Here is a 19073-nt window from a genome sequence, read left to right as displayed (position 1 = left end):
CGGCTCCGGGGCGGGGCGACGGCAGGCTGCGACGGCCCCACGCTCCCACCTCCCCGGGCCCGCGTGACGGACCGGCGCCGGTGCTCCTGCGGCGTTTCCGGCATGCCCGCGTCGATCGCGGGCAGCCGCAGGGAAAGGCGAAGACCGACTCGGGAGGTGCAGGACCACTATGAGCGCGAGGGTGCTGGAGCGATTTCCCGCCGGGGCTCCCCGGGGTTCGTGGCCGGCCGAGGAGTACGCGGCGCGGTGCCGGGCCGAGGGCCGCCGGGCGACCGTGGTGATGGACCTCGGCTCGGACGCCTTCCTGGTCGTCGTGCCCGGCCCCGACGAGGACCGGCCACTCTCCGCGGCGCGCGCGTCAGCGGGGTAGTGACTGCTCGGCCCAGATGGTCTTGCCGCGCGCGTTGTACCGCGTCCCCCAGTTCTGGGCGAGCTGGGTGATGAGGTAGAGGCCGCGCCCGCCCTCGTCCGTGTCCCGGGCGTGCCGCACGTGCGGCGAGGTGCTGCTGCCGTCGGAGACCTCGCAGATCAGGCTCCGGTCCCGGATCAGCCGCAGCGCGATCGGCGCACCGCCGTACCGCAGCGCGTTCGTCACCAGCTCGCTCACGATGAGCTCGGTGGTGAACGACTCCTCCGCCAGCCCCCACCGGGCCAGCTGACGCGCGGTCAGTTCCCGGGCCCGGCCGACCAGCCGCTCCTGCGCCTCGATCGCCCAGGTGACATGGGAGTCCGGGGCCAGACCGCTCATCCGGGCCACCAGGACCGCCACGTCGTCCTGGTGGCCCGGCGGCAGCAGCTCACCGACCAGGGTGTCGCACACCTCCTGGGGGGTGGCCGAGGCAGGCGTGCGGGAGAGCGTGGCGCGCATCCGGCGCAGCCCGGTGTCGAAGTCCTGCGCACGCGATTCCAGCAGTCCGTCCGTGTACAGGACCAGGAGGTCCCCGTCGGCGAGGGCGATCTCGCGCTCCTCGAACACGACACCGCCGAGCCCGAGGGGCGGCCCGCCGGGCAGGTCCACGAAGTCCACGGCGCCGTCCGCCGAGACGACCGCCGGGGCCGGATGGCCGGCGCGCGCCAGCTGGCACCGCCGTGACACCGGGTCGTACACCGCGTACAGGCACGTCGCCCCCGTCACCAGGGACACCTCGTCGCCGCGCTCGTCGAGGAACCGGTTCATCTGGTCATCCAGGTGGGCGAGGAGCTCCGCGGGGGACAGGTCCAGATCCGCGAGGGTGCGGACGGCACCGCGCAGCCGGCCCATGGTCACCGCCGACTGCAGCCCGTGGCCGACCACGTCGCCCACCACGAGCGCCACCCGGGCCCCGGACAGCGGGATCACGTCGAACCAGTCCCCGCCCAGCCCGGTGTGCTCGCTGGCCGGCAGATACCGCGACGCGGTCCGCACCGCGGACGGCGACGGCAGCCGCTGCGGGAGCAGACTGCGCCGCAGGGTCCGCGCCGTCGTCCGCTCCCGGTGGTAGCGGCTGGCGTTGTCGACGCACACCGCGGTGCGGGTCACGATCTGCTCGGCGAGCAGCACGTCCTCGGGCTCGAACCGGCGGTGGCTGCGCGAGCGCATGAAGAGGGCGGTACCGAGGGCGACACCCCGGGCGAGCATGGGGACGAGCAGCCACGAGTGCACGTCCGGTCCGGCGCCCGGTGCCCGGCGGGGGTCCGCGGCGGCGGGGCGCAGCTCCTCGTCCGCGAGCAGGACGGACCCGCCCTCCGCCACGGCGTCGAGGAACGGCGAGCCGGGCGCCGTCGCCACCGTGTCGAGGTCGCCCACCCGGACCCCGCCGGCAGCTGGGTCCGCGGTGGCCACCCCGTCGGACGCGGCCCGGCGCAGCAGCGGGTGACGGGGCCGCGCGTCGTCGGCCGGCTCCCGGCCGTCCGCGTCGGTCCCGTCGGAGAAGACGGTGTCCAGCAGGTCGACGTGGCAGGTGTCGGCGAACCGCGGCACCGCCACCTCGGCCAGCTCCCGGGCCGTCTGCCACAGGTCCAGGGTGGTGCCGATCCGGGTGCCGGCCGCGTTGGCCAGGACCAGCCGCTCGCGCGAACGGACCCGGTGGGTCACGTCGGAGACCACGTGGGCCAGCGCGATCACCGTCCCGGACGGATCCCTGAGCGGCAGGATCGACTCCGACCACACGTAGTCGTCGGGCGAACCGGGTACCGGGTGACCGACGACCTCGGTGTCGAGCAGCGCCTCGCCGGTCTCCAGCACCCGTCGCTGCCGCTCCTCCAGCGCGTCGAGGTCGAGCAGGCCGGGCGGGGCCATCTCGCGCATCGTGTGCCCGGAGTACTCGGCGTCCCGGAACACCCCGGCGCGCCGCTGCGCCAGGTTCTGGGCGATGAACCGCTGCCGCGTGTCGAAGAGGTCGATGTGGAAGGGGATGTCGGTGAACAGCCCCTGCAACAGGGCCCGGCCGAACTCGAACGTGCGGTACGACTGCGCGCCGGCCGCCTGGACGAGCCACCGCTGCTCGCCGTCCGCGGTGGTCAGGGAGCGCACCCAGACCTGGACCTCGACCGGTTCCCCGCCGCGCCGCCGCAGCGTCAGCGGCCCCTCGCGGGCCCCCGCGTCCCACCGCCGGGCCAGCCGCGCGGCCTCGGCGGGGTCGTGCAGCAGGTCGCCCGCGCGCCGCCCGAGCACCTCCCGCGCCGGGTGACCGAGCAGCGTCTCGGCGCCCGGGCCCCAGGCCGCCACCCGGCCCCGTGCGTCCAGCAGTGCCTCCGCCTCGCCCCCGGGCTCCGGGAGCTCGTCGCGGTCGTCGAAGGTGATGTCGTGCATCCTCACCTCGGGCACATCCGTGCGGACTCGGTATATGTGGATTTGTGCCGTTTACCGAATAAATGATACCTGCGGGCGTGATGCCGTCCCCTGTGCGCGCCGGGAAGGCCTCGGCGTGCCCCGGGGGCGGGCCGCCGACGGATCCTTGACCCCCGGTTCGCCCTCCGCGATGCTGTGTTGCGAAACACGAGATGTGTGCCGTATTGGGCAACATCTCGCCACCTCTTTCAGTCGAGGAGTGGCCATGTCCCAGCAGGTCCGTGCCGTCGTCGCGCGGAGCAAGGGCGCCCCCGTCAGTCTGGAGACCATCGTCGTGCCCGACCCCGGTCCGGGGGAGGCGCTGGTCAGGATCGAGGCCTGCGGGGTCTGCCATACCGATCTGCACTACCGCGAGGGCGGCATCAGCGACGACTTCCCCTTCCTGCTGGGGCACGAGGCGGCGGGGGTCGTCGAGGCGGTCGGCGGCGACGTCACCGACGTGGCACCCGGTGACTTCGTGATCCTCAACTGGCGTGCCGTGTGCGGGGCTTGCCGGGCCTGTCGGCGCGGGCGGCCGTGGTACTGCTTCAACACCCACAACGCCGCGCAGAAGATGACCCTGACCGACGGGACGGAACTGTCGCCCGCCCTCGGCATCGGCGCCTTCGCCGAGAAGACGCTGGTGGCAGCAGGGCAGTGCACCAAGGTCGACCGGCGCGCCTCGGCGGCGGTCGCCGGGCTGCTGGGCTGCGGCGTGATGGCGGGCCTCGGTGCCGCACTCAACACCGGCAACGTCGGCCGCGGCGACACCGTCGCCGTGATCGGCTGCGGAGGCGTCGGCGCGGCGGCCGTCCTCGGAGCGGACCTGGCCGGCGCGGCCCGCGTCATCGCCGTGGACATCGACGACCGCAAACTGGACACCGCGCGCGGGCTCGGTGCCACCCACACGGTCAACTCCAGCCAGACCGACGCCGTCGCGGCGGTGCGCGAGCTGACCGGCGGCTTCGGCGCCGACGTCGTCATCGAGGCGGTCGGCCGCCCGGAGACCTACCGGCAGGCCTTCTACGCCCGCGACCTCGCCGGCACCGTCGTCCTGGTCGGCGTGCCCACCCCCGAGATGAAGCTGGAACTGCCGCTGCTGGACGTCTTCGGCCGCGGCGGGGCGCTCAAGTCGTCCTGGTACGGGGACTGTCTGCCCTCCCGCGACTTCCCGATGCTCATCGACCTGTACCTGCAGGGCCGCCTCGACCTGGACGCCTTCGTCACCGAGACCGTCCGGCTCGACGAGGTCGAGAAGGCCTTCGAGCGCATGCACCACGGTGACGTGCTGCGCTCGGTGGTGCTCCTGTGACGTGCGCCGGCGGTCTCTGACCGGCCGCCGACGAAGCGGCCCTGCCCCGGTGACGGCACCGGGGCAGGGCCGTACCCGCACCTCGCGCGGGGGCTGTTGGCCCTGCTCAGGTGTGCTTTGGAGGGCGCTTCGGCGGGCCCGGGGAGCCGCCGTCGTGACCCGTGCGAACCGGCGCGTGAACTTCTTGACAACGCTTCGCGGCCGCCCCCAGACTGGCGTTGCGCTAACCGCAATCCGTTTCGCTATACGCACCGAGGTGTCATGATGATTCCCGCGTGCCGTCTCGCGGATCTGCCGCGAGGCGAGGCCCACCGGCTCGACATCGACCCGCCGGTCTCGGTGTTCCACACCGAGGACGGCGAGCTCTTCGCCATCGACGACACCTGCACCCACCAGGACGCCTCGCTCGCCGACGGCTGGCTGGAGGGCTGCGAGGTGGAATGCCCCCTGCACGCCTCCACGTTCGACCTGCGCACCGGCGCCGTGGACGCTCCCCCGGCCAAGCGGCCGGTCCGCACCCACGAGGTCGTCGTGCAGGACGGCACGGTCTACGTCCGGCTCTCCGCCGACGCGCCCAACCTGCCGCCGTGCGTCACCGCCCGCCTCGCCGGGGGCGCGGCGTGAGGACCGTCGCCGTGGTGGGCGCCTCGCTGGCCGGACTGTCGGCCGCGCGCTCGCTGCGGCGGCGGGGGTACGACGGCCGGCTGGTCGTCGTCGGCGACGAGCCCCACCGGCCCTACGACAGGCCTCCGTTGTCCAAGGAGTTCCTGGCCGGCACGCTCGGCGAGGCGGACCTGTCCCTGGAGCGCGCCGACGACGACCTGCGAGCGGAGTGGCTGCTCGGCTCCCGGGCCGTCGGTCTTGACCGCGCCCGGCGGGCGGTCCGTCTCGCCGACGGCCGGGAGGTCCGCGCCGACGGCATGGTCATCGCGACCGGCGCCGCCGCCCGTACCCTGCCCGGCACCGAGGGCCTCGCCGGCGTCCACACGCTGCGCACCCTCGACGACGCCCGCGCGCTGCGGGCGGACCTCGCCCGGGGCGGCTCGCTGGTGGTGATCGGCGGCGGGTTCGTCGGCGCCGAGGTCGCCTCCACCGCCTGCGCCCTCGGCCTCGACGTCACCGTGATCGAGGCGGCCCCGACCCCGCTGGCCGGGCCGCTCGGCGAGGCCATGGGCGCCGTCGTCTCCGCGCTCCACGCCGACCACGGGGTACGGCTGCTGTGCGGGGTGGGGGTCAAGGGACTGAGCGGCGAGCGCCGGGTGACGGCGGTCCTCCTGGAGGACGGCCGCAGCGTGCCCGCCGACACCGTCGTCGTCGGCGTCGGGGCGCGTCCCTGCGTCGAGTGGCTGCGGGACTCCGGCATCGCCCTCGACAACGGCGTCAGGTGCGGCGCCGACGGCCGCACCAGCGTGGCCGCAGTGGTCGCCGTCGGCGACTGCGCCAGCTGGTACGACCCGCACGCCGGCACCCACCGCAGGATCGAGCACTGGACCGGCGCGCTGGAACGGCCGGACGCCGCCGTCGCCACGCTGCTCGCGCACGGCGCGCGGGAACCGGGAGTGCCCCGGCCGCCGTACTTCTGGTCCGACCAGTACGGCGTGAAGATCCAGTTCGTCGGCCACGCCGCCGGGGCCGACAGCGTGACGGTCGAGGAGGGCTCGACCGACGACCGCAGCTTCCTCGCCGTGTACCGGCGGGCGGGCCGGCCGGTCGCCGTGCTCGGGATGAACCAGCCGCGGCTGTTCACCCGGGCCCGCAAGCAGTTCGGCACCGCCGCGTCCTGACCCGGCGCCCGCGCCACCCCACCGATCCACGACGTCCTGCGAGGAGTGCACCGTGACATCGACCAGCCTGCCGGACAGCCTGATCGCCACCCTCCCCGGCTCCGCCTACACCGATCCCGGGATCTTCGCCCAGGAGCAGGAGCGCATCTTCGAGACGATGTGGTTCTGCGTGGCCCGCGCGGCCGACCTGCCGAAGCCCGGCGCGTTCCGCACCGTCGACGTGGGCCGCGAGTCCGTCCTCGTCACCCGGGCCAGGGACCGGTCGGTCCGCGCCTACTTCAACGTCTGCCGGCACCGCGGGGCCAAGCTCTGCACCGAGGAGACCGGCGAGGTCGCGCGCGCCTTCCAGTGCCCCTACCACGCCTGGACCTACGGCCTCGACGGCAAGCTCGTCGCCGCGCCCAACCTCACCAAGATGCCCGACGTGGGCCGGACCGAGTTCGGCCTGGTGAACGTGGCCGTCCGGGAGTGGCTCGGCTATGTGTGGGTGTGCCTGGCGGAGAACCCGCCGTCCTTCGAGGAGGACGTGATCGGGGCGGCCGTCGAGCGGCTGGGCGACGTCGAGTCGATCGAACGCTACGGCGTCGAGGACCTCTCCGTCGGCAGGCGGATCGTCTACGACGTCCGGGCGAACTGGAAGCTCATCATCGAGAACTTCATGGAGTGCTACCACTGCGCCACCATCCACCCCGAACTCACCGAGGTGCTGCCCGAGTTCGCCGACGGCTACGCGGCCCAGTACTACGTCGGCCACGGCGCCGAGTTCGGCACGGACGTCCAGGGCTTCACCGTCGACGGCTCCGAGGGACTCGACCGCATACCGGGGGTCTCGGCGGACCAGGACCGGCGGTACTACGCGATCACCGTGAAACCGCAGGTGTTCATCAACCTGGTGCCGGACCACGTGATCTTCCACCGGATGTACCCGGTGGCCGTCGACCGCACGATCGTCGAGTGCGACTGGCTCTACCTCCCGCACGTCGTCGAGAGCGGCAAGGACGTCAGCAGGTCCGTGGAGCTCTTCGACCGGGTCAACCGCCAGGACTTCGAGGCCTGCGAGCGCACGCAGCCCGGCATGAGCTCACGGCTGTACGCCAAGGGCGGGGTGCTGGTGCCCAGCGAGCACCACATCGGCGCCTTCCACGACTGGGTCCAGGAGAGGCTCGGCGCCCGGCAGCCGGAGTGACGCCGTGGCCGAAGCGGAAGGGGTGGACGCGGGCCCCACGGCGGTCGGCCCGCGGGCGCTCAGCCCAGGAAACCCATGCGGTGACTGATCTCCTCCGCACCCTGCACCAGCACCGGAGCCAGCTCGTGCATGCGTTCCTCGGTGAACCGGTAGGACGGCCCGGACGCGCTGATCGAGGCGATGACCTCGCCGTCCCGGTCCCGGATCGGCGCGGCCATCGCGTGCAGCCCGATCTCCAGCTCCTCCAGCGTCCAGGCGTAACCGCGCTCCCGGGCCTCGGCGAGGTTCTTCTCCAGCTTCGCCTTCGAGGAGATGGTGTGCGGGGTCAGCTTCTTCAGACCCCCGTCCGAGATCAGCGCGGCGCGCTCCTTGGCGGGCACGTGGGCCAGCATGATCTTGCCACTGGAGGTGGCGTGCAGCGGGGTCAGCTGGCCGACCCAGTTGTGCGCGCTGACGGCGGCGGCGCCGCGCACCTGGTAGAGGTTGATCGCGTAGTGCTCCTGCATCACCGCGATGTTGACCGTCTCGCCGATCTCCTCGGCCAGCCGCTCGCACACCGCCCGGCCCTGCTGGGTGACGTCGATGCGTCCCGTCACCGCGCCTGCCAGGCGTACGATGCCGAAGCCGAGCGAGTACTTGCCCCGCTCGCCCGACTGCTCCACGAGACCGCGTGCCTCCAGGGCGCCGAGCAGCCGGAACGCGGTCGACTTGTGCACATCGATCTCGGCGGCCACCTCGCTCACCCCCGCCTCGCCGCGCTGGGCCAGGATCTCCAGGACGCTGATGGCGCGGTCGACGGACTGCACGCCGCCGGACGATGAGCCGTTCGTTTCGGTATCCGGACTGAAGTTGCTCATAGCGAAACTATACGCGCAGTAAACAACGCACTCCAAGTAACGCGATGTGAACAAAGATCTTACAAGTTGCGTTGTTCGCAACCTAGTGCGTATAGCGATACCCGTACTAGCATGCCGCGCAATCGACGGCGCGAGCGAGACGAGGCACCATGGCTCCCTTGCAGTACGACTTCGTCATCGTCGGCGGCGGCTCGGCCGGCAGCGCACTGGCGAACCGGCTCTCGGCCGACCCCGGCAACCGGGTGCTCGTCCTGGAGGCAGGCCGCCCCGACTACCCGTGGGACGTCTTCATCCACATGCCCGCGGCGCTCACCTACCCCATCGGCAGCCGCTTCTACGACTGGAAGTACGAGTCCGAACCCGAGCCCCACATGGGCGGCCGCCGCATCTACCACGCCCGCGGCAAGGTGCTCGGCGGCTCCAGCAGCATCAACGGCATGATCTTCCAGCGCGGCAACCCCATGGACTACGAGCGCTGGGCCGCCGACCCCGGCATGGAGAGCTGGGACTACGCCCACTGCCTGCCGTACTTCCGCCGGATGGAGAACTGCCTCGCGGCCGACCCGGACGACGAGTTCCGCGGCCACGACGGGCCCCTGGTCCTGGAGCGCGGGCCGGCCACCAACCCGCTCTTCTCCGCCTTCCTCAAGGCCACCGAGGAGGCCGGGTACGCGCCCACCGACGACGTCAACGGCTACCGGCAGGAGGGCTTCGCCAAGTTCGACCGCAACGTCCACCGCGGCCGCCGCCTGTCCGCGTCGAAGGCGTACCTCAAGCCCGCCCGCAAGCGCCCCAACCTCACCGTGAAGACCCGCGCCCTCGTCACCCGCGTCCTCTTCGAGGGCAAGAAGGCGGTCGGCGTCGAGTACCGGCGCGGCAGGTCCGCTCTCCAGCAGGTCCGCGCGGAGGAGGTCATCCTCTGCGGCGGCGCGATCAACTCCCCGCAGCTGCTCCAGCTCTCCGGCATCGGCAACGCGAAGGAACTCACCGCCCTCGGCATCGACGTCGTCCACGACCTGCCCGGCGTCGGTGAGAACCTCCAGGACCACCTGGAGGTGTACATCCAGTACGCCTGCAAGCAGCCCGTCTCCGTCCAGCCGTACCTGGCGAAGTGGCGGGCCCCCTTCATCGGTCTGCAGTGGCTGTTCCGCAAGGGTCCGGCCGCGACGAACCACTTCGAGGCGGGCGGCTTCTGCCGCAGCAACGACGACGTCGACTACCCCAACCTGATGTTCCACTTCCTGCCCATAGCGGTCCGCTACGACGGCTCGGTGCCGGCCGGCGGCCACGGCTACCAGGTCCACGTCGGGCCCATGTACTCCGACGCCCTCGGCTCGGTGAAGATCAGGAGCAAGGACCCGCGCGAACACCCGGCACTGCGCTTCAACTACCTCTCCACCGAGCAGGACCGGCGTGAGTGGGTCGAGGCGGTCAGGGTGGCCCGCAACCTTCTCGACCAGCCCGCACTCGCCCCCTACAACGACGGGGAGATCTCACCCGGCCCGTCCGTGGCGACCGACGAGGAGATCCTCGACTGGGTCGCCAAGGACGGCGAGACCGCCCTGCACCCGTCCTGCACCTGCAGGATGGGCACCGACGAGATGTCCGTCGTCGACCCGGGCAGCTTGCGGGTGCACGGCGTGCAGGGACTGCGCGTGGTGGACGCCTCGGTGATGCCGTACGTCACCAACGGCAACATCTACGCCCCGGTGATGATGATCGCCGAGAAGGCGGCCGACCTCATCCTCGGCAAGGAGCCGCTGCCGCCGTCCAGGGCCGTGTACTACCGGCTCCGCGACGCCCAGAAGCAGGCCGGGTAGACCGCCATGGGCGCCGAGGCGCTGCGGGCGCTGCTCGCCCGCGTCCGCTACGAAGTGCTGCCGGCGCGGGCGACCGAGGAGAAGGTCCTCGCCCACGTACCCCGCGACGTCGTGGTCACGGTCACGGCCTCGCCGGTCAAGGGCCTGGAGCCGACCCTCGGCCTCACCGAGCGGCTCGCGGCGCACGGCTACCGGGTCGTCCCGCACGTCCCCGGGCGCCTGCTGCGCGGCGACCTGCATCTCAGGGACGTCACCGAGCGGCTGCGCGCGGCGGGCGTCGACGACCTCTTCGTCCCGGCGGGCGACGCCGATCCGCCCGCCGGGCCGTACGAGGGCGCCCTGCCGGTGCTGCGCCGACTGACCGAACTGGGCAGGCCCTTCAAGCAGACCGGGATCACCGGCTACCCGGAGAGTCACCCCCTCATCCACGACGACCTCACCATCCAGGCCATGTGGGACAAGCGGGCGCACGCCACCTACATCGTCGGCAACCTCTGCTTCGACCCGCGCGTGCTCGGCGACTGGATCACCCGGATCCGGTGCCGTGACGTCACCCTGCCCGTGTACCTGGGCGTCGCCGGGCCCGTCCAGCGGGCCAAGCTGCTCTCCACGGCGACGAGGATCGGGGTGGGGGAGTCGACCCGCTTCCTCACCAGGCACCCGTTCTGGTTCCTCCGCCTCGCCGCACCCGGCGGATACACCCCCGAGCGGCTGCTCGCCCGTGGCGCGGAGGCGTTCACCGCGCCGTCGGCGGGCGTGGCGGGCCTTCACCTGTTCACCTTCAACCAGGTTGCCGAGACCGAGCGGTGGCGCCGTGCGCTGCTGGACCGGCTGGGCGGCTGACCCGCCCCCGGGGGCGCCGTTTTCGCGGCCGAATCGGGATACGCGGAGACCTTGACGGGTGTCGGCACATTCGGTCAGGGTGTTCCACCAAAAGCAATCCAATGCACAATGCGCAACGAATTCGGGCTCGAAGGGCGCGGCCGTGGCAGATCTGTATGTGGATGGGAAATGGCGCGCGGCGGTGGCCGGCGGCCACCGCGAGATCCGCTGTCCGGCGGACGGCACCCTCGTCGCGACGGTCTCCGAGGCGACCCGCCCCGACACGGAGGCCGCGATCGCCGCCGCCCGGCGGGCGTTCGACGAAGGCCCCTGGCCGCAGACCCCCGAGCGGGAGCGCGGCGCCCTGCTCCTGCGCACCGCCGACATCATCGAGCGCGACGCCAAGGAGTTCGCCCGGGCCGAGTCCCTGGACACCGGCAAACGACTGGTGGAGAGCGAGTACGACATCGCCGACGTCGTCTCCTGCCTCCGCTACTACGGCGGCATCGCCGGCACCGGCGCGGGACGGGTGATCGACACCGGCCGCGACGACGCGCTCAGCCGCGTCAGCTACGAACCCGTCGGCGTCTGCGGACTGATCACCCCCTGGAACTACCCGCTGCTGCAGGCCAGTTGGAAGGTCGCGCCCGCCCTGGTCGCGGGCAACACGTTCGTCCTGAAGCCCAGCGAGCTGACCCCCTCCACCTCGGTCCTGCTGCTGAAGGCGCTGGAGGAGGCGGGACTCCCGCCCGGTGCCGGCAACCTGGTGCTGGGCGCGGGGCCCGAGGCCGGCGCCGCGCTCGCCGAGGACCCCGCCGTCGACATGGTGTCCTTCACCGGAGGCCTGGAGACCGGCAAGCGGATCATGGCCACCGCCGCCGCCACGGTGAAGAAGGTCGCCCTCGAACTCGGTGGCAAGAACCCCAACGTGGTGTTCGCGGACGCCGACTTCGACACGGCCGTCGACTTCGCGCTCACCGCCGTCTTCCTGCACTCCGGGCAGGTCTGCTCGGCCGGTGCCCGGCTGATCGTCGAGGACCCGCTCCACGACGCCTTCGTCGACGAGGTCGTGCGCCGGGCTCGGCTCATCCGCCTGGGCGGCCCCTTCGATCCCGGGGCCGACACCGGCGCGCTGATCTCCGCGCGCCACCGCGAGAAGGTCGAGGCGTACGTCGCCGCGGGTCTCGCGGAGGGCGCCGTACTGCGCTGCGGCGGCACGCGCCCCGACGACCCGGCGCTCGCGAACGGCTTCTACTACCCGCCCACCGTTCTCGACGAGTGCCGCCAGGACATGCGCGTGGTGCACGAGGAGTCCTTCGGACCCGTGCTCACCGTGGAGCGCTTCCGGGACGAGGACGACGCCGTCCGCATCGCCAACGACACGGAGTACGGCCTCGCGGGTGCCGTCTGGACACAGGACGCGGGCAAGGCCCAGCGGGTCGCCCGCCGGCTGCGTCACGGCACCGTGTGGATCAACGACTACCACCCCTATGTGCCGCAGGCGGAGTGGGGTGGCTTCGGGCACTCGGGCGTGGGCCGCGAGCTGGGACCGACCGGCCTGGACGAGTACCGAGAGCCCAAGCACGTCTGGCAGAACATCCAACCCCGGCCGCAGCACTGGTTCCGCGGCTGACGCCGAAGAGAGGTCCCCACCATGCCCCCAGCCCAGACCGAGGCGTCGCAGCGGCGCGACACGTCCGAGGAACCCCGGGACCGCACCCCGGTCATCTCCGTGCGCCGGCTGTGGAAGGTGTTCGGGCCCAAGGCCGACGAGGTGCCCGGCTCCGAGGAGCTGTGCGGCCTCACCCGCCGCGAACTGATGGACCGTACCGGCTGCACCGCCGCCGTGCGGGACGTCAGCTTCGAGGTGTCGCCCGGCGAGGTCTTCGTCGTCATGGGCCTGTCCGGGTCCGGCAAGTCCACCCTGGTGCGATGTCTGACCCGGCTGATCGAACCCACCGCCGGCGAGATCGTCTTCGAGGGCGAGGACATCCGGGACGCCGACGCCCGGCGGCTGCGGGAGCTGCGGCGCAGCAAGTTCTCCATGGTCTTCCAGCACTTCGGCCTGCTGCCGCACCGCAAGGTCGTGGACAACGTGGCGTTCGGGCTGGAGATCCGCGGCATGAGCAGGGCCGAACGCGTGAAACGCGCGATGGAGACCGTCGAACTGGTCGGCCTCGCAGGCTACGAGAACTCCTACCCCGACCAGCTCTCCGGCGGTATGCAGCAACGCGTGGGCCTGGCCAGGGCGCTGGCCGGCGACCCCGACGTGCTCCTCTTCGACGAACCGTTCTCCGCACTCGACCCGCTGATCCGCCGCGACATGCAGAGCGAGGTCATCAGGCTGCACCACGAGGTCGGCAAGACCATGGTCTTCATCACCCACGACCTCTCCGAGGCCCTCAAGCTCGGCGACCGCATCCTGATCATGCGGGACGGCAGGACGGTCCAGTGCGGCACCGGCGACGAACTGGTGGGCGCCCCGGCGGACGACTACGTGCGGGACTTCGTCAAGGACGTGCCGCGCGGCGACGTCCTCACCCTGCGCTGGATCATGCGCCCCGCCGAGCCCGACGACGCCCTCGACGGACCGGAGCTGGGCCCGGACGTCGTGGTCCGCGAGGCGACCCGCGCGGTGCTCGCCGCCGACAAGCCGGTCAAGGTCGTCGAGAACGGCAAGCTGCTCGGCATCGTCGGCGACGAGGAGATCCTCGCCGTCGTCGCCGGGCAGGACGGCGGCGCCTGATGGCCGCCGTCGCCGACGCGACCGCGCCGGCCGCGTCCCTGCGCGAGAGGGTCAGCCGACCGATGGTGGTGGCGGCGATCCTGGTCCTCTGGCTGGCGCTCTTCGCCGCCTTCCGGGGCCGCCAGACGCTGACCCTGGCCGCCGCCGACCTCACCGGCCTGCACCGCTGGCTGAACGACGTCAACGACAGCATCGGCGCCAACCGCAACTCCAACCCGGTCTTCCTGTACTTCTTCAACGAGATCCGGCTGGCCATCGACAACCTGGTCACCTTCGTCCAGTCGCTGATCTCCCAGCCCACCGGCGGCCGCCCGGTCCCGCAGATCGGCTGGCTCGGCGTCGTCGGCATCGCCGGCTACGTCTCCTGGGCCGTGGGCAACTGGCGGGTCGCCCTGCTGGCCGTCGCCGGGTTCACGTTCTTCGGGCTGCAGGGCCTGTGGCAGGAGAGCATGGACACCTTGGCGCTGACCCTGTCGGCGGTCCTGGTGGCCCTGCTCATCGGCATCCCGCTCGGCGTGTGGGCGGGGCTCTCCGACCGGGTCAACCGGATCATGACGCCCTTCCTGGACTTCATGCAGACGATGCCGACCTTCGTCTACCTCGCCCCGCTGACCCTGATCTTCCTGATCGGCGGCGCCTCCGCCGTCATCACCACCGTCATCTACGCGGCCCCGCCCGCCATCCGCATCACCGCGCACGCCATCCGCTCCGTGCCGGAGACGACGGTCGAGGCGGCCGACTCGCTGGGCACCACCCGCATCCAGCAACTGGTGAAGGTGCTGTTGCCGATGTCCAAGCGCACGGTCGTCATGGGCGTCAACCAGACCATCATGGCCGCCCTGGCCATGGTCACCATCGCCGCCCTGATCGACGCGCCCGGCCTCGGCAAGACCGTCGTCCAGGCGCTCCAGTCGCTCGACGTCGGCACCGCCTTCAACGCGGGACTCGCCATCGTCGTCATGGCGATCGTGCTGGACCGGGTCACCACGGCGGCCGCCGCCCGCACCGAGACCCGCCGCACGGACGGGCGGTTCGCCAGGTGGCGCCGTCCGCTGCTCGCGGCCGGCGGGATCGCGGCCGCCGTCCTCGCCTACCTCTCCCACACCTACGTCTGGGCGGCCGAGTTCCCCGGCGACGGCGCCGTCGGCAGCCACGTCGCGAGCGCCGCCGACACCGCGACCACCTGGCTGCAGGACCACCTCTCCGGCCTCACCAACGCCCTCCGGGACGCCCTCACCAACGGCCTGCTCAACCCCTTCCAGACCCTGCTCACCGACTCCCCGTGGTGGCTGGTCGGCGCCGTCCTGGTCGGGCTCGGCGCGGTCCTCGGCGGCTGGCGGGCCGGGGTGACCGCGGCCGCGTGCGTCGGTCTCCTGGTCGGCACCGGACTCTGGTCGGACAGCATGACCACCCTCGCCTCGACCGCCGTGGCCACCGTCCTGGTGATGCTGGTCGGCGTCGTCTTCGGGGTGTGGATGGGCCGCAGCACGCTGGTGGACCGGCTGATCAGGCCCACCCTGGACGCGGCACAGGTCATGCCGCCGTTCGTCTACCTCGTCCCGTTCCTGGCGCTGTTCGGCGCCACCCGCTTCACCGCGATCGTCGCGGCCGTCGTCTACGCGGCGCCGGTCGCCGTCAAGATCATCGCGGACGGGGTGCGGAACGTGTCCGCGCCCACCGTGGAGGCGGCCACCTCGGCCGGGTGCAACACCTGGCAGATCATCACCAAGGTCCAGCTGCCGATGGCACGCAGCGCCCTGACCCTCGCGACCAACCAGGGCCTGATCTACGTGCTGTCGATGGTTGTGGTGGGCGGCCTGGTGGGGGCCGGCGCCCTCGGCTACGACGTCGTGGCCGGTTTCTCGCAGGGCGAGCTGTACGGCAAGGGGCTGGCGGCAGGGCTCGCCATCGTACTGCTCGGAGTCATGTTCGACCGGATCACTCAGGCTGCGGCACGACGCACCAGGGCTTAAGGAGCTCGACACCATGGCACAACACTGGCGAGCCGGCGCGGCCGGCCTGGCCGTCCTCGGCCTCACCCTCACGGCCTGCGGCGGCGCGAAGGTCGGCGAGAGCAGCTCCGCCGGCTCGACGTCCTCCGGCGGCAAGTGCGGCACCTTCAACCTGGCCGTCAACCCCTGGGTGGGCTACGAGGCGGACGCGGCGGTCGTCGCGTACGTCGCGCAGCACGACCTCGGCTGCACGGTCGACAAGAAGGACCTCAAGGAGGAGATCGCCTGGCAGGGCTTCGGGACCGGCGAGGTCGACGCCGTCCTGGAGAACTGGGGCCACGACGATCTGAAGAAGAAGTACATCACCGGGCAGAAGACGGCCGTCGAGGCCGGCTCCACCGGCAACAAGGGCATCATCGGCTGGTACGTGCCGCCGTGGCTGGCCAAGGCGCACCCGGACATCACCGACTGGAAGAACCTGAACAAGTACGCCGCCGACTTCAAGACCTCCGAGTCCGGCGGCAAGGGCCAGCTCCTCGACGGCGACCCGTCGTACGTCACCAACGACGCCGCCCTGGTCAAGAACCTCAAGCTGAACTTCAAGGTGGTGTACGCGGGCAGTGAGACCGCGCTCATCCAGGCCTTCAGAACGGCCGAGAAGAACAAGCAGTGGCTGATCGGCTACTTCTACGAACCGCAGTGGTTCCTGTCCGAGGTGCCGCTGGTCAAGGTCAACCTGCCCAAGTACACGACCGGTTGCGACGCCGATGCGGCGAAGGTCGCCTGCGACTACCCCGTCTACGACCTCGACAAGATCGTCAGCGCGAGCTTCGCCAAGTCCGGCAGCCCGGCCTACGACCTGGTGAAGAAGTTCAACTGGACCAACGACGACCAGAACACGGTGGCCAAGTACATCGCCGTCGACAAGATGTCGGACGACGCGGCGGCGAAGAAGTGGGTCGACGCCAACCCCGACAAGGTGAAGGCCTGGCTGAAGTAGCGGAGGCCGCCGGACCAGCCGTTCCGGGACGCCCGGCGGGCGGTGCGCAGCTGTGCGCGCCGCCCGCCGGGCGTTGCCGTTCCCCGGCCGGCGCCGGGACCGTTCCGGAGGCCGCCGCGCGGGCCGTTCCGCCGGGTCGCCGCCCCCTTGACACCCCTCATCGGCGGCGGGCACATTGAGTTGCGCAACCTGAATCATGTTGCGTAAAAAGCAACTGCACCGGTCTCAAGTTCGGAGGTTGGGCGATGGCGGGACCCCGAGTGGTCATCATCGGAGCGGGCGTCGTGGGGGCGGCCCTCGCGGACGAGATCTCCGCACGCGGCTGGACCGAGGTGACCGTGGTCGACCAGGGCCCCCTCCCGGCCACCGGCGGCTCCTCCTCACACGCTCCGGGCCTGGTCTTCCAGACGAACCCCTCGAAGACCATGACGCAGCTGGCCCGCTACACCGTCGAGAAGTTCTGCTCCCTCGACGTCGACGGCAGCCCCTGCTTCCTCCAGGTCGGCGGCCTCGAAGTGGCCACCACCCCGGAGCGGCTCGCCGAACTCCACCGCCGGCACGGCTGGATCACCGCCTGGGGCGTCGAGGCGCGGATCCTCACCGCCGAGGACTGCGTCGAGCTGCACCCGCTGGTCGACCCCCACCGGGTCCTCGGCGGCCTCCACGTCCCCACCGACGGCCTCGCCAAGGCCGTCCTCGCCGTCGAGGCCCAGATCCGCCGGGCCACCGAACGCGGCGTCCGCTTCCTCGCCCGCCACGAGGTCCTCGACGTCCGGCGGAGCGAGGGCCGGGTCACCGGCGTGGTGACCGACCAGGGCGAACTCCCCGCCGACATCGTCGTCTGCTGCGCCGGCATCTGGGGTCCGCGGATCGCCCGCATGGTCGGCATGAACCTGCCCCTGACGCCGCTCGCCCACCAGCTCGCCTGGACCGGCCCGGTCCCCGCCCTGGCCGGCCAGACCGAGGAGGCGGTCCGCCCGATCCTGCGCCACCAGGACGCCGACCTCTACTACCGCGACCGTTTCGACACCCTCGGCATCGGCTACTACGGCCACCGCCCCATGCCGGTCTCCGCCGACGACATCCTCTCCGTCGACGAGGCCGACCAGATGCCGTCCGTCCTGAAGTTCACCGAGGAGGACTTCGAGGACGCCTGGACCGAGACCCGCTCCCTTCTTCCCGCGACCCGCGAGGCCAAGATCGAGCAGGGCATCAACGGCCTCTTCTCGTTCACCACCGACGGCTACCCGCTGCTCGGCGAGTCCCCGGACGTCAAGGGCTTCTGGGTCGCCGAGGCCGTCTGGGTCACCCACTCCGCGGGCGTCGGCCGGGCGGTCGCCGAATGGCTGGTCGACGGCCACTGCTCGTCCTTCGACCTGCACGAGTGCGACGTCAACCGCTTCGAGCCGCACCAGCTCGCCCCCGAGTACGTCCTCGCCCGCGACTGCCAGAACTTCGTCGAGGTCTACGACATCCTCCACCCCCTCCAGCCGTCCGGGAAGCCGCGCCCCCTCCGCACCAGCCCCTTCCACGCCCGCCAGCAGGAACACGGCGCGTTCTTCCTGGAGGCGAACGGCTGGGAGCGCCCCCAGTGGTACGAGGCGAACGCGGGCCTGCTCGCGGGCCGTTCGATCCCCACCCCCAACGACTGGGCCGCCCGCTACTGGTCGCCGATCGTCGGCGCCGAGGCCCAGGTCACCCGCGAGACCGTCGCGATGTACGACATGACCGCCCTCAAGCGCCTGGAGGTGAGCGGCCCCGGTGCCGCCGCCTTCCTGGAGGGCCTGGTCACCGGCAAGGTCGCCAAGTCCGTGGGCTCGGTGACGTACACCCTGCTCCTCGACCACGACGGCGGCATCCGCAGCGACATCACCGTGGCCCGCCTCGCCCCCGGCCTCTTCCAGGTCGGCGCCAACGGCAACCTCGACCTCGACTGGTTCACCCGTCACCTCCCGGCCGACGGGACCGTCCAGGTCCGGGACATCACCCCCGGCACCTGCTGCATCGGCCTGTGGGGCCCGCTCGCCCGCGAGGTCCTCCAGCCGCTCACCGACGCGGACTTCTCCAACGAGGGCCTCAAGTACTTCCGCGCCAAACGCGCCTACATCGGCTCCGTGCCGGTCACCGCGATGCGGCTGTCGTACGTCGGTGAACTCGGCTGGGAGCTGTACACCACCGCCGACCAGGGCCTGAAACTCTGGGACACCCTCCGGCAGGCGGCCGAGCCGCTCGGCGGGATCATCGCCGGCCGGGGCGCCTTCAACAGCCTCCGCCTGGAGAAGGGCTACCGCTCCTTCGGCACCGACATGACCTACGAGCACGACCCCTACGAGGCCGGCGTCGGCTTCGCCGTCAGGCTCGACAAGGGCGACTTCGTCGGGAAGACCGCGCTGGAGCGGCGCAAGGCGGACGTGCGGCGCCGGCTGAGCTGCCTCACGATCGAGGACCCGCGGGCCGTCGTGATGGGCAAGGAGCCGGTGTACGACGGTGGGCGAGCGGTGGGTCACGTGACCAGCGCGGCGTACGGCTACACCCTCGGCAAGGGGATCGCCTACGCGTGGCTGCCGGCGGAGCTGGCGGTGCCGGGGACCGCGGTGCAGATCGGGTACTTCGACGAGCGCGTGGAGGCTGTGGTGGCCGAGGAGCCGTTGTTCGACCCGGGGATGAGCCGGCTCCGTGGGTGACGGGTCCGGGTGGCGTCGTTGTTCGGCTGCGGACTCGTTCTGGCCGGTCGCGCAGTTCCTCCCCCCGGCCTTCGGCCGGGGGTACCCCCAGCGCCCCTGAC

The 19073-nt window shown here is 71.8% G+C and carries 14 protein-coding genes; 12 read left to right on the top strand and 2 right to left on the bottom strand.

Annotation, left to right across the window (positions count from 1 at the left end):
• The first annotated feature begins 169 nt into the window (after window positions 1–169).
• On the top strand, window positions 170–370 hold the full coding sequence (locus AB0472_RS24305) for a hypothetical protein (RefSeq protein WP_366358873.1): 201 nt from the start codon (window positions 170–172) through the stop codon (window positions 368–370).
• Here AB0472_RS24305 and AB0472_RS24300 read toward each other — a convergent pair.
• Window positions 359–2791: a SpoIIE family protein phosphatase gene (locus AB0472_RS24300; RefSeq protein ID WP_366358872.1), complete on the bottom strand. Its 2433-nt coding sequence runs from the start codon at window positions 2789–2791 to the stop codon at window positions 359–361. The genes AB0472_RS24305 and AB0472_RS24300 overlap by 12 nt on opposite strands.
• A gap of 244 nt (window positions 2792–3035) precedes the next feature.
• On the opposite strand from AB0472_RS24300, the gene AB0472_RS24295 reads away from it, so the two are divergent.
• The 4 genes from AB0472_RS24295 (at window position 3036) to AB0472_RS24280 (ending at window position 7091) form a co-directional block, all read left to right on the top strand.
• Entirely contained in the window at window positions 3036–4121 is a 1086-nt protein-coding gene (locus AB0472_RS24295) for an S-(hydroxymethyl)mycothiol dehydrogenase (RefSeq protein WP_366358870.1), read from the top strand.
• Window positions 4122–4382: 261 nt separating this feature from the next.
• Window positions 4383–4745, top strand: coding sequence for a bifunctional 3-phenylpropionate/cinnamic acid dioxygenase ferredoxin subunit (locus AB0472_RS24290; RefSeq protein WP_366358868.1), 363 nt, complete (start codon window positions 4383–4385; stop codon window positions 4743–4745).
• Window positions 4742–5905 (top strand): FAD-dependent oxidoreductase, encoded by a 1164-nt coding sequence (locus tag AB0472_RS24285; RefSeq protein ID WP_366358866.1) that lies wholly within the window; start codon window positions 4742–4744, stop codon window positions 5903–5905. The genes AB0472_RS24290 and AB0472_RS24285 overlap by 4 nt, the downstream gene beginning before the upstream one ends.
• A gap of 52 nt (window positions 5906–5957) precedes the next feature.
• A complete protein-coding gene (locus AB0472_RS24280) occupies window positions 5958–7091 on the top strand; it encodes an aromatic ring-hydroxylating dioxygenase subunit alpha (protein WP_366358864.1) in 1134 nt (377 codons plus the stop codon).
• Between the two features lie 59 nt (window positions 7092–7150).
• Here AB0472_RS24280 and AB0472_RS24275 read toward each other — a convergent pair whose 3' ends face one another.
• Window positions 7151–7948, bottom strand: a complete 798-nt coding sequence (locus AB0472_RS24275) for an IclR family transcriptional regulator (RefSeq protein WP_366358862.1) — start codon at window positions 7946–7948, stop codon at window positions 7151–7153.
• A 149-nt stretch (window positions 7949–8097) separates the two neighbouring features.
• Between AB0472_RS24275 and betA the strand changes: the two genes are divergently transcribed.
• The 7 genes from betA (at window position 8098) to AB0472_RS24240 (ending at window position 18972) form a co-directional block, all read left to right on the top strand.
• Entirely contained in the window at window positions 8098–9768 is a 1671-nt protein-coding gene (gene betA / locus AB0472_RS24270) for a choline dehydrogenase (RefSeq protein ID WP_366358860.1), read from the top strand.
• 6 nt (window positions 9769–9774) lie between these two features.
• A complete protein-coding gene (locus AB0472_RS24265; RefSeq protein WP_366358858.1) occupies window positions 9775–10611 on the top strand; it encodes a 5,10-methylenetetrahydrofolate reductase in 837 nt (278 codons plus the stop codon).
• Window positions 10612–10753: 142 nt separating this feature from the next.
• Window positions 10754–12223 (top strand): aldehyde dehydrogenase family protein, encoded by a 1470-nt coding sequence (locus tag AB0472_RS24260; RefSeq protein ID WP_366358856.1) that lies wholly within the window; start codon window positions 10754–10756, stop codon window positions 12221–12223.
• 21 nt (window positions 12224–12244) lie between these two features.
• Window positions 12245–13336 carry a glycine betaine/L-proline ABC transporter ATP-binding protein gene (locus AB0472_RS24255; RefSeq protein WP_366358854.1) on the top strand — a complete coding sequence of 364 codons (1092 nt, stop codon included), beginning with the start codon at window positions 12245–12247 and terminating at the stop codon, window positions 13334–13336.
• A complete protein-coding gene (locus AB0472_RS24250) occupies window positions 13336–15309 on the top strand; it encodes an ABC transporter permease subunit (protein WP_366358852.1) in 1974 nt (657 codons plus the stop codon). The genes AB0472_RS24255 and AB0472_RS24250 overlap by 1 nt, the downstream gene beginning before the upstream one ends.
• A 13-nt stretch (window positions 15310–15322) precedes the next feature.
• Entirely contained in the window at window positions 15323–16288 is a 966-nt protein-coding gene (locus tag AB0472_RS24245) for an ABC transporter substrate-binding protein (RefSeq protein WP_366358850.1), read from the top strand.
• A 245-nt stretch (window positions 16289–16533) separates the two neighbouring features.
• Window positions 16534–18972, top strand: coding sequence for an FAD-dependent oxidoreductase (locus tag AB0472_RS24240; protein WP_366358848.1), 2439 nt, complete (start codon window positions 16534–16536; stop codon window positions 18970–18972).
• Window positions 18973–19073 lie beyond the last annotated feature (101 nt).

This window comes from Streptomyces sp. NPDC086777 (assembly GCF_040702065.1).
Taxonomy (GTDB): domain Bacteria; phylum Actinomycetota; class Actinomycetes; order Streptomycetales; family Streptomycetaceae; genus Streptomyces.
The sequence above is the reverse complement of the archived record's forward strand: the minus strand, read 5'-3'. Positions and strand labels throughout refer to the sequence as shown.

Bases quoted from the DNA above. Each gene is read 5' to 3' on its own strand.
- AB0472_RS24305 (WP_366358873.1), top strand. From the start codon at position 170: ATGAGCGCGAGGGTGCTGGAGCGATTTCCCGCCGGGGCTCCCCGGGGT.
- AB0472_RS24300 (WP_366358872.1), bottom strand. From the start codon at position 2,791: ATGCACGACATCACCTTCGACGACCGCGACGAGCTCCCGGAGCCCGGG.
- AB0472_RS24295 (WP_366358870.1), top strand. From the start codon at position 3,036: ATGTCCCAGCAGGTCCGTGCCGTCGTCGCGCGGAGCAAGGGCGCCCCC.
- AB0472_RS24290 (WP_366358868.1), top strand. From the start codon at position 4,383: ATGATGATTCCCGCGTGCCGTCTCGCGGATCTGCCGCGAGGCGAGGCC.
- AB0472_RS24275 (WP_366358862.1), bottom strand. From the start codon at position 7,948: ATGAGCAACTTCAGTCCGGATACCGAAACGAACGGCTCATCGTCCGGC.
- betA (WP_366358860.1), top strand. From the start codon at position 8,098: ATGGCTCCCTTGCAGTACGACTTCGTCATCGTCGGCGGCGGCTCGGCC.
- AB0472_RS24265 (WP_366358858.1), top strand. From the start codon at position 9,775: ATGGGCGCCGAGGCGCTGCGGGCGCTGCTCGCCCGCGTCCGCTACGAA.
- AB0472_RS24255 (WP_366358854.1), top strand. From the start codon at position 12,245: ATGCCCCCAGCCCAGACCGAGGCGTCGCAGCGGCGCGACACGTCCGAG.
- AB0472_RS24250 (WP_366358852.1), top strand. From the start codon at position 13,336: ATGGCCGCCGTCGCCGACGCGACCGCGCCGGCCGCGTCCCTGCGCGAG.
- AB0472_RS24245 (WP_366358850.1), top strand. From the start codon at position 15,323: ATGGCACAACACTGGCGAGCCGGCGCGGCCGGCCTGGCCGTCCTCGGC.
- AB0472_RS24240 (WP_366358848.1), top strand. From the start codon at position 16,534: ATGGCGGGACCCCGAGTGGTCATCATCGGAGCGGGCGTCGTGGGGGCG.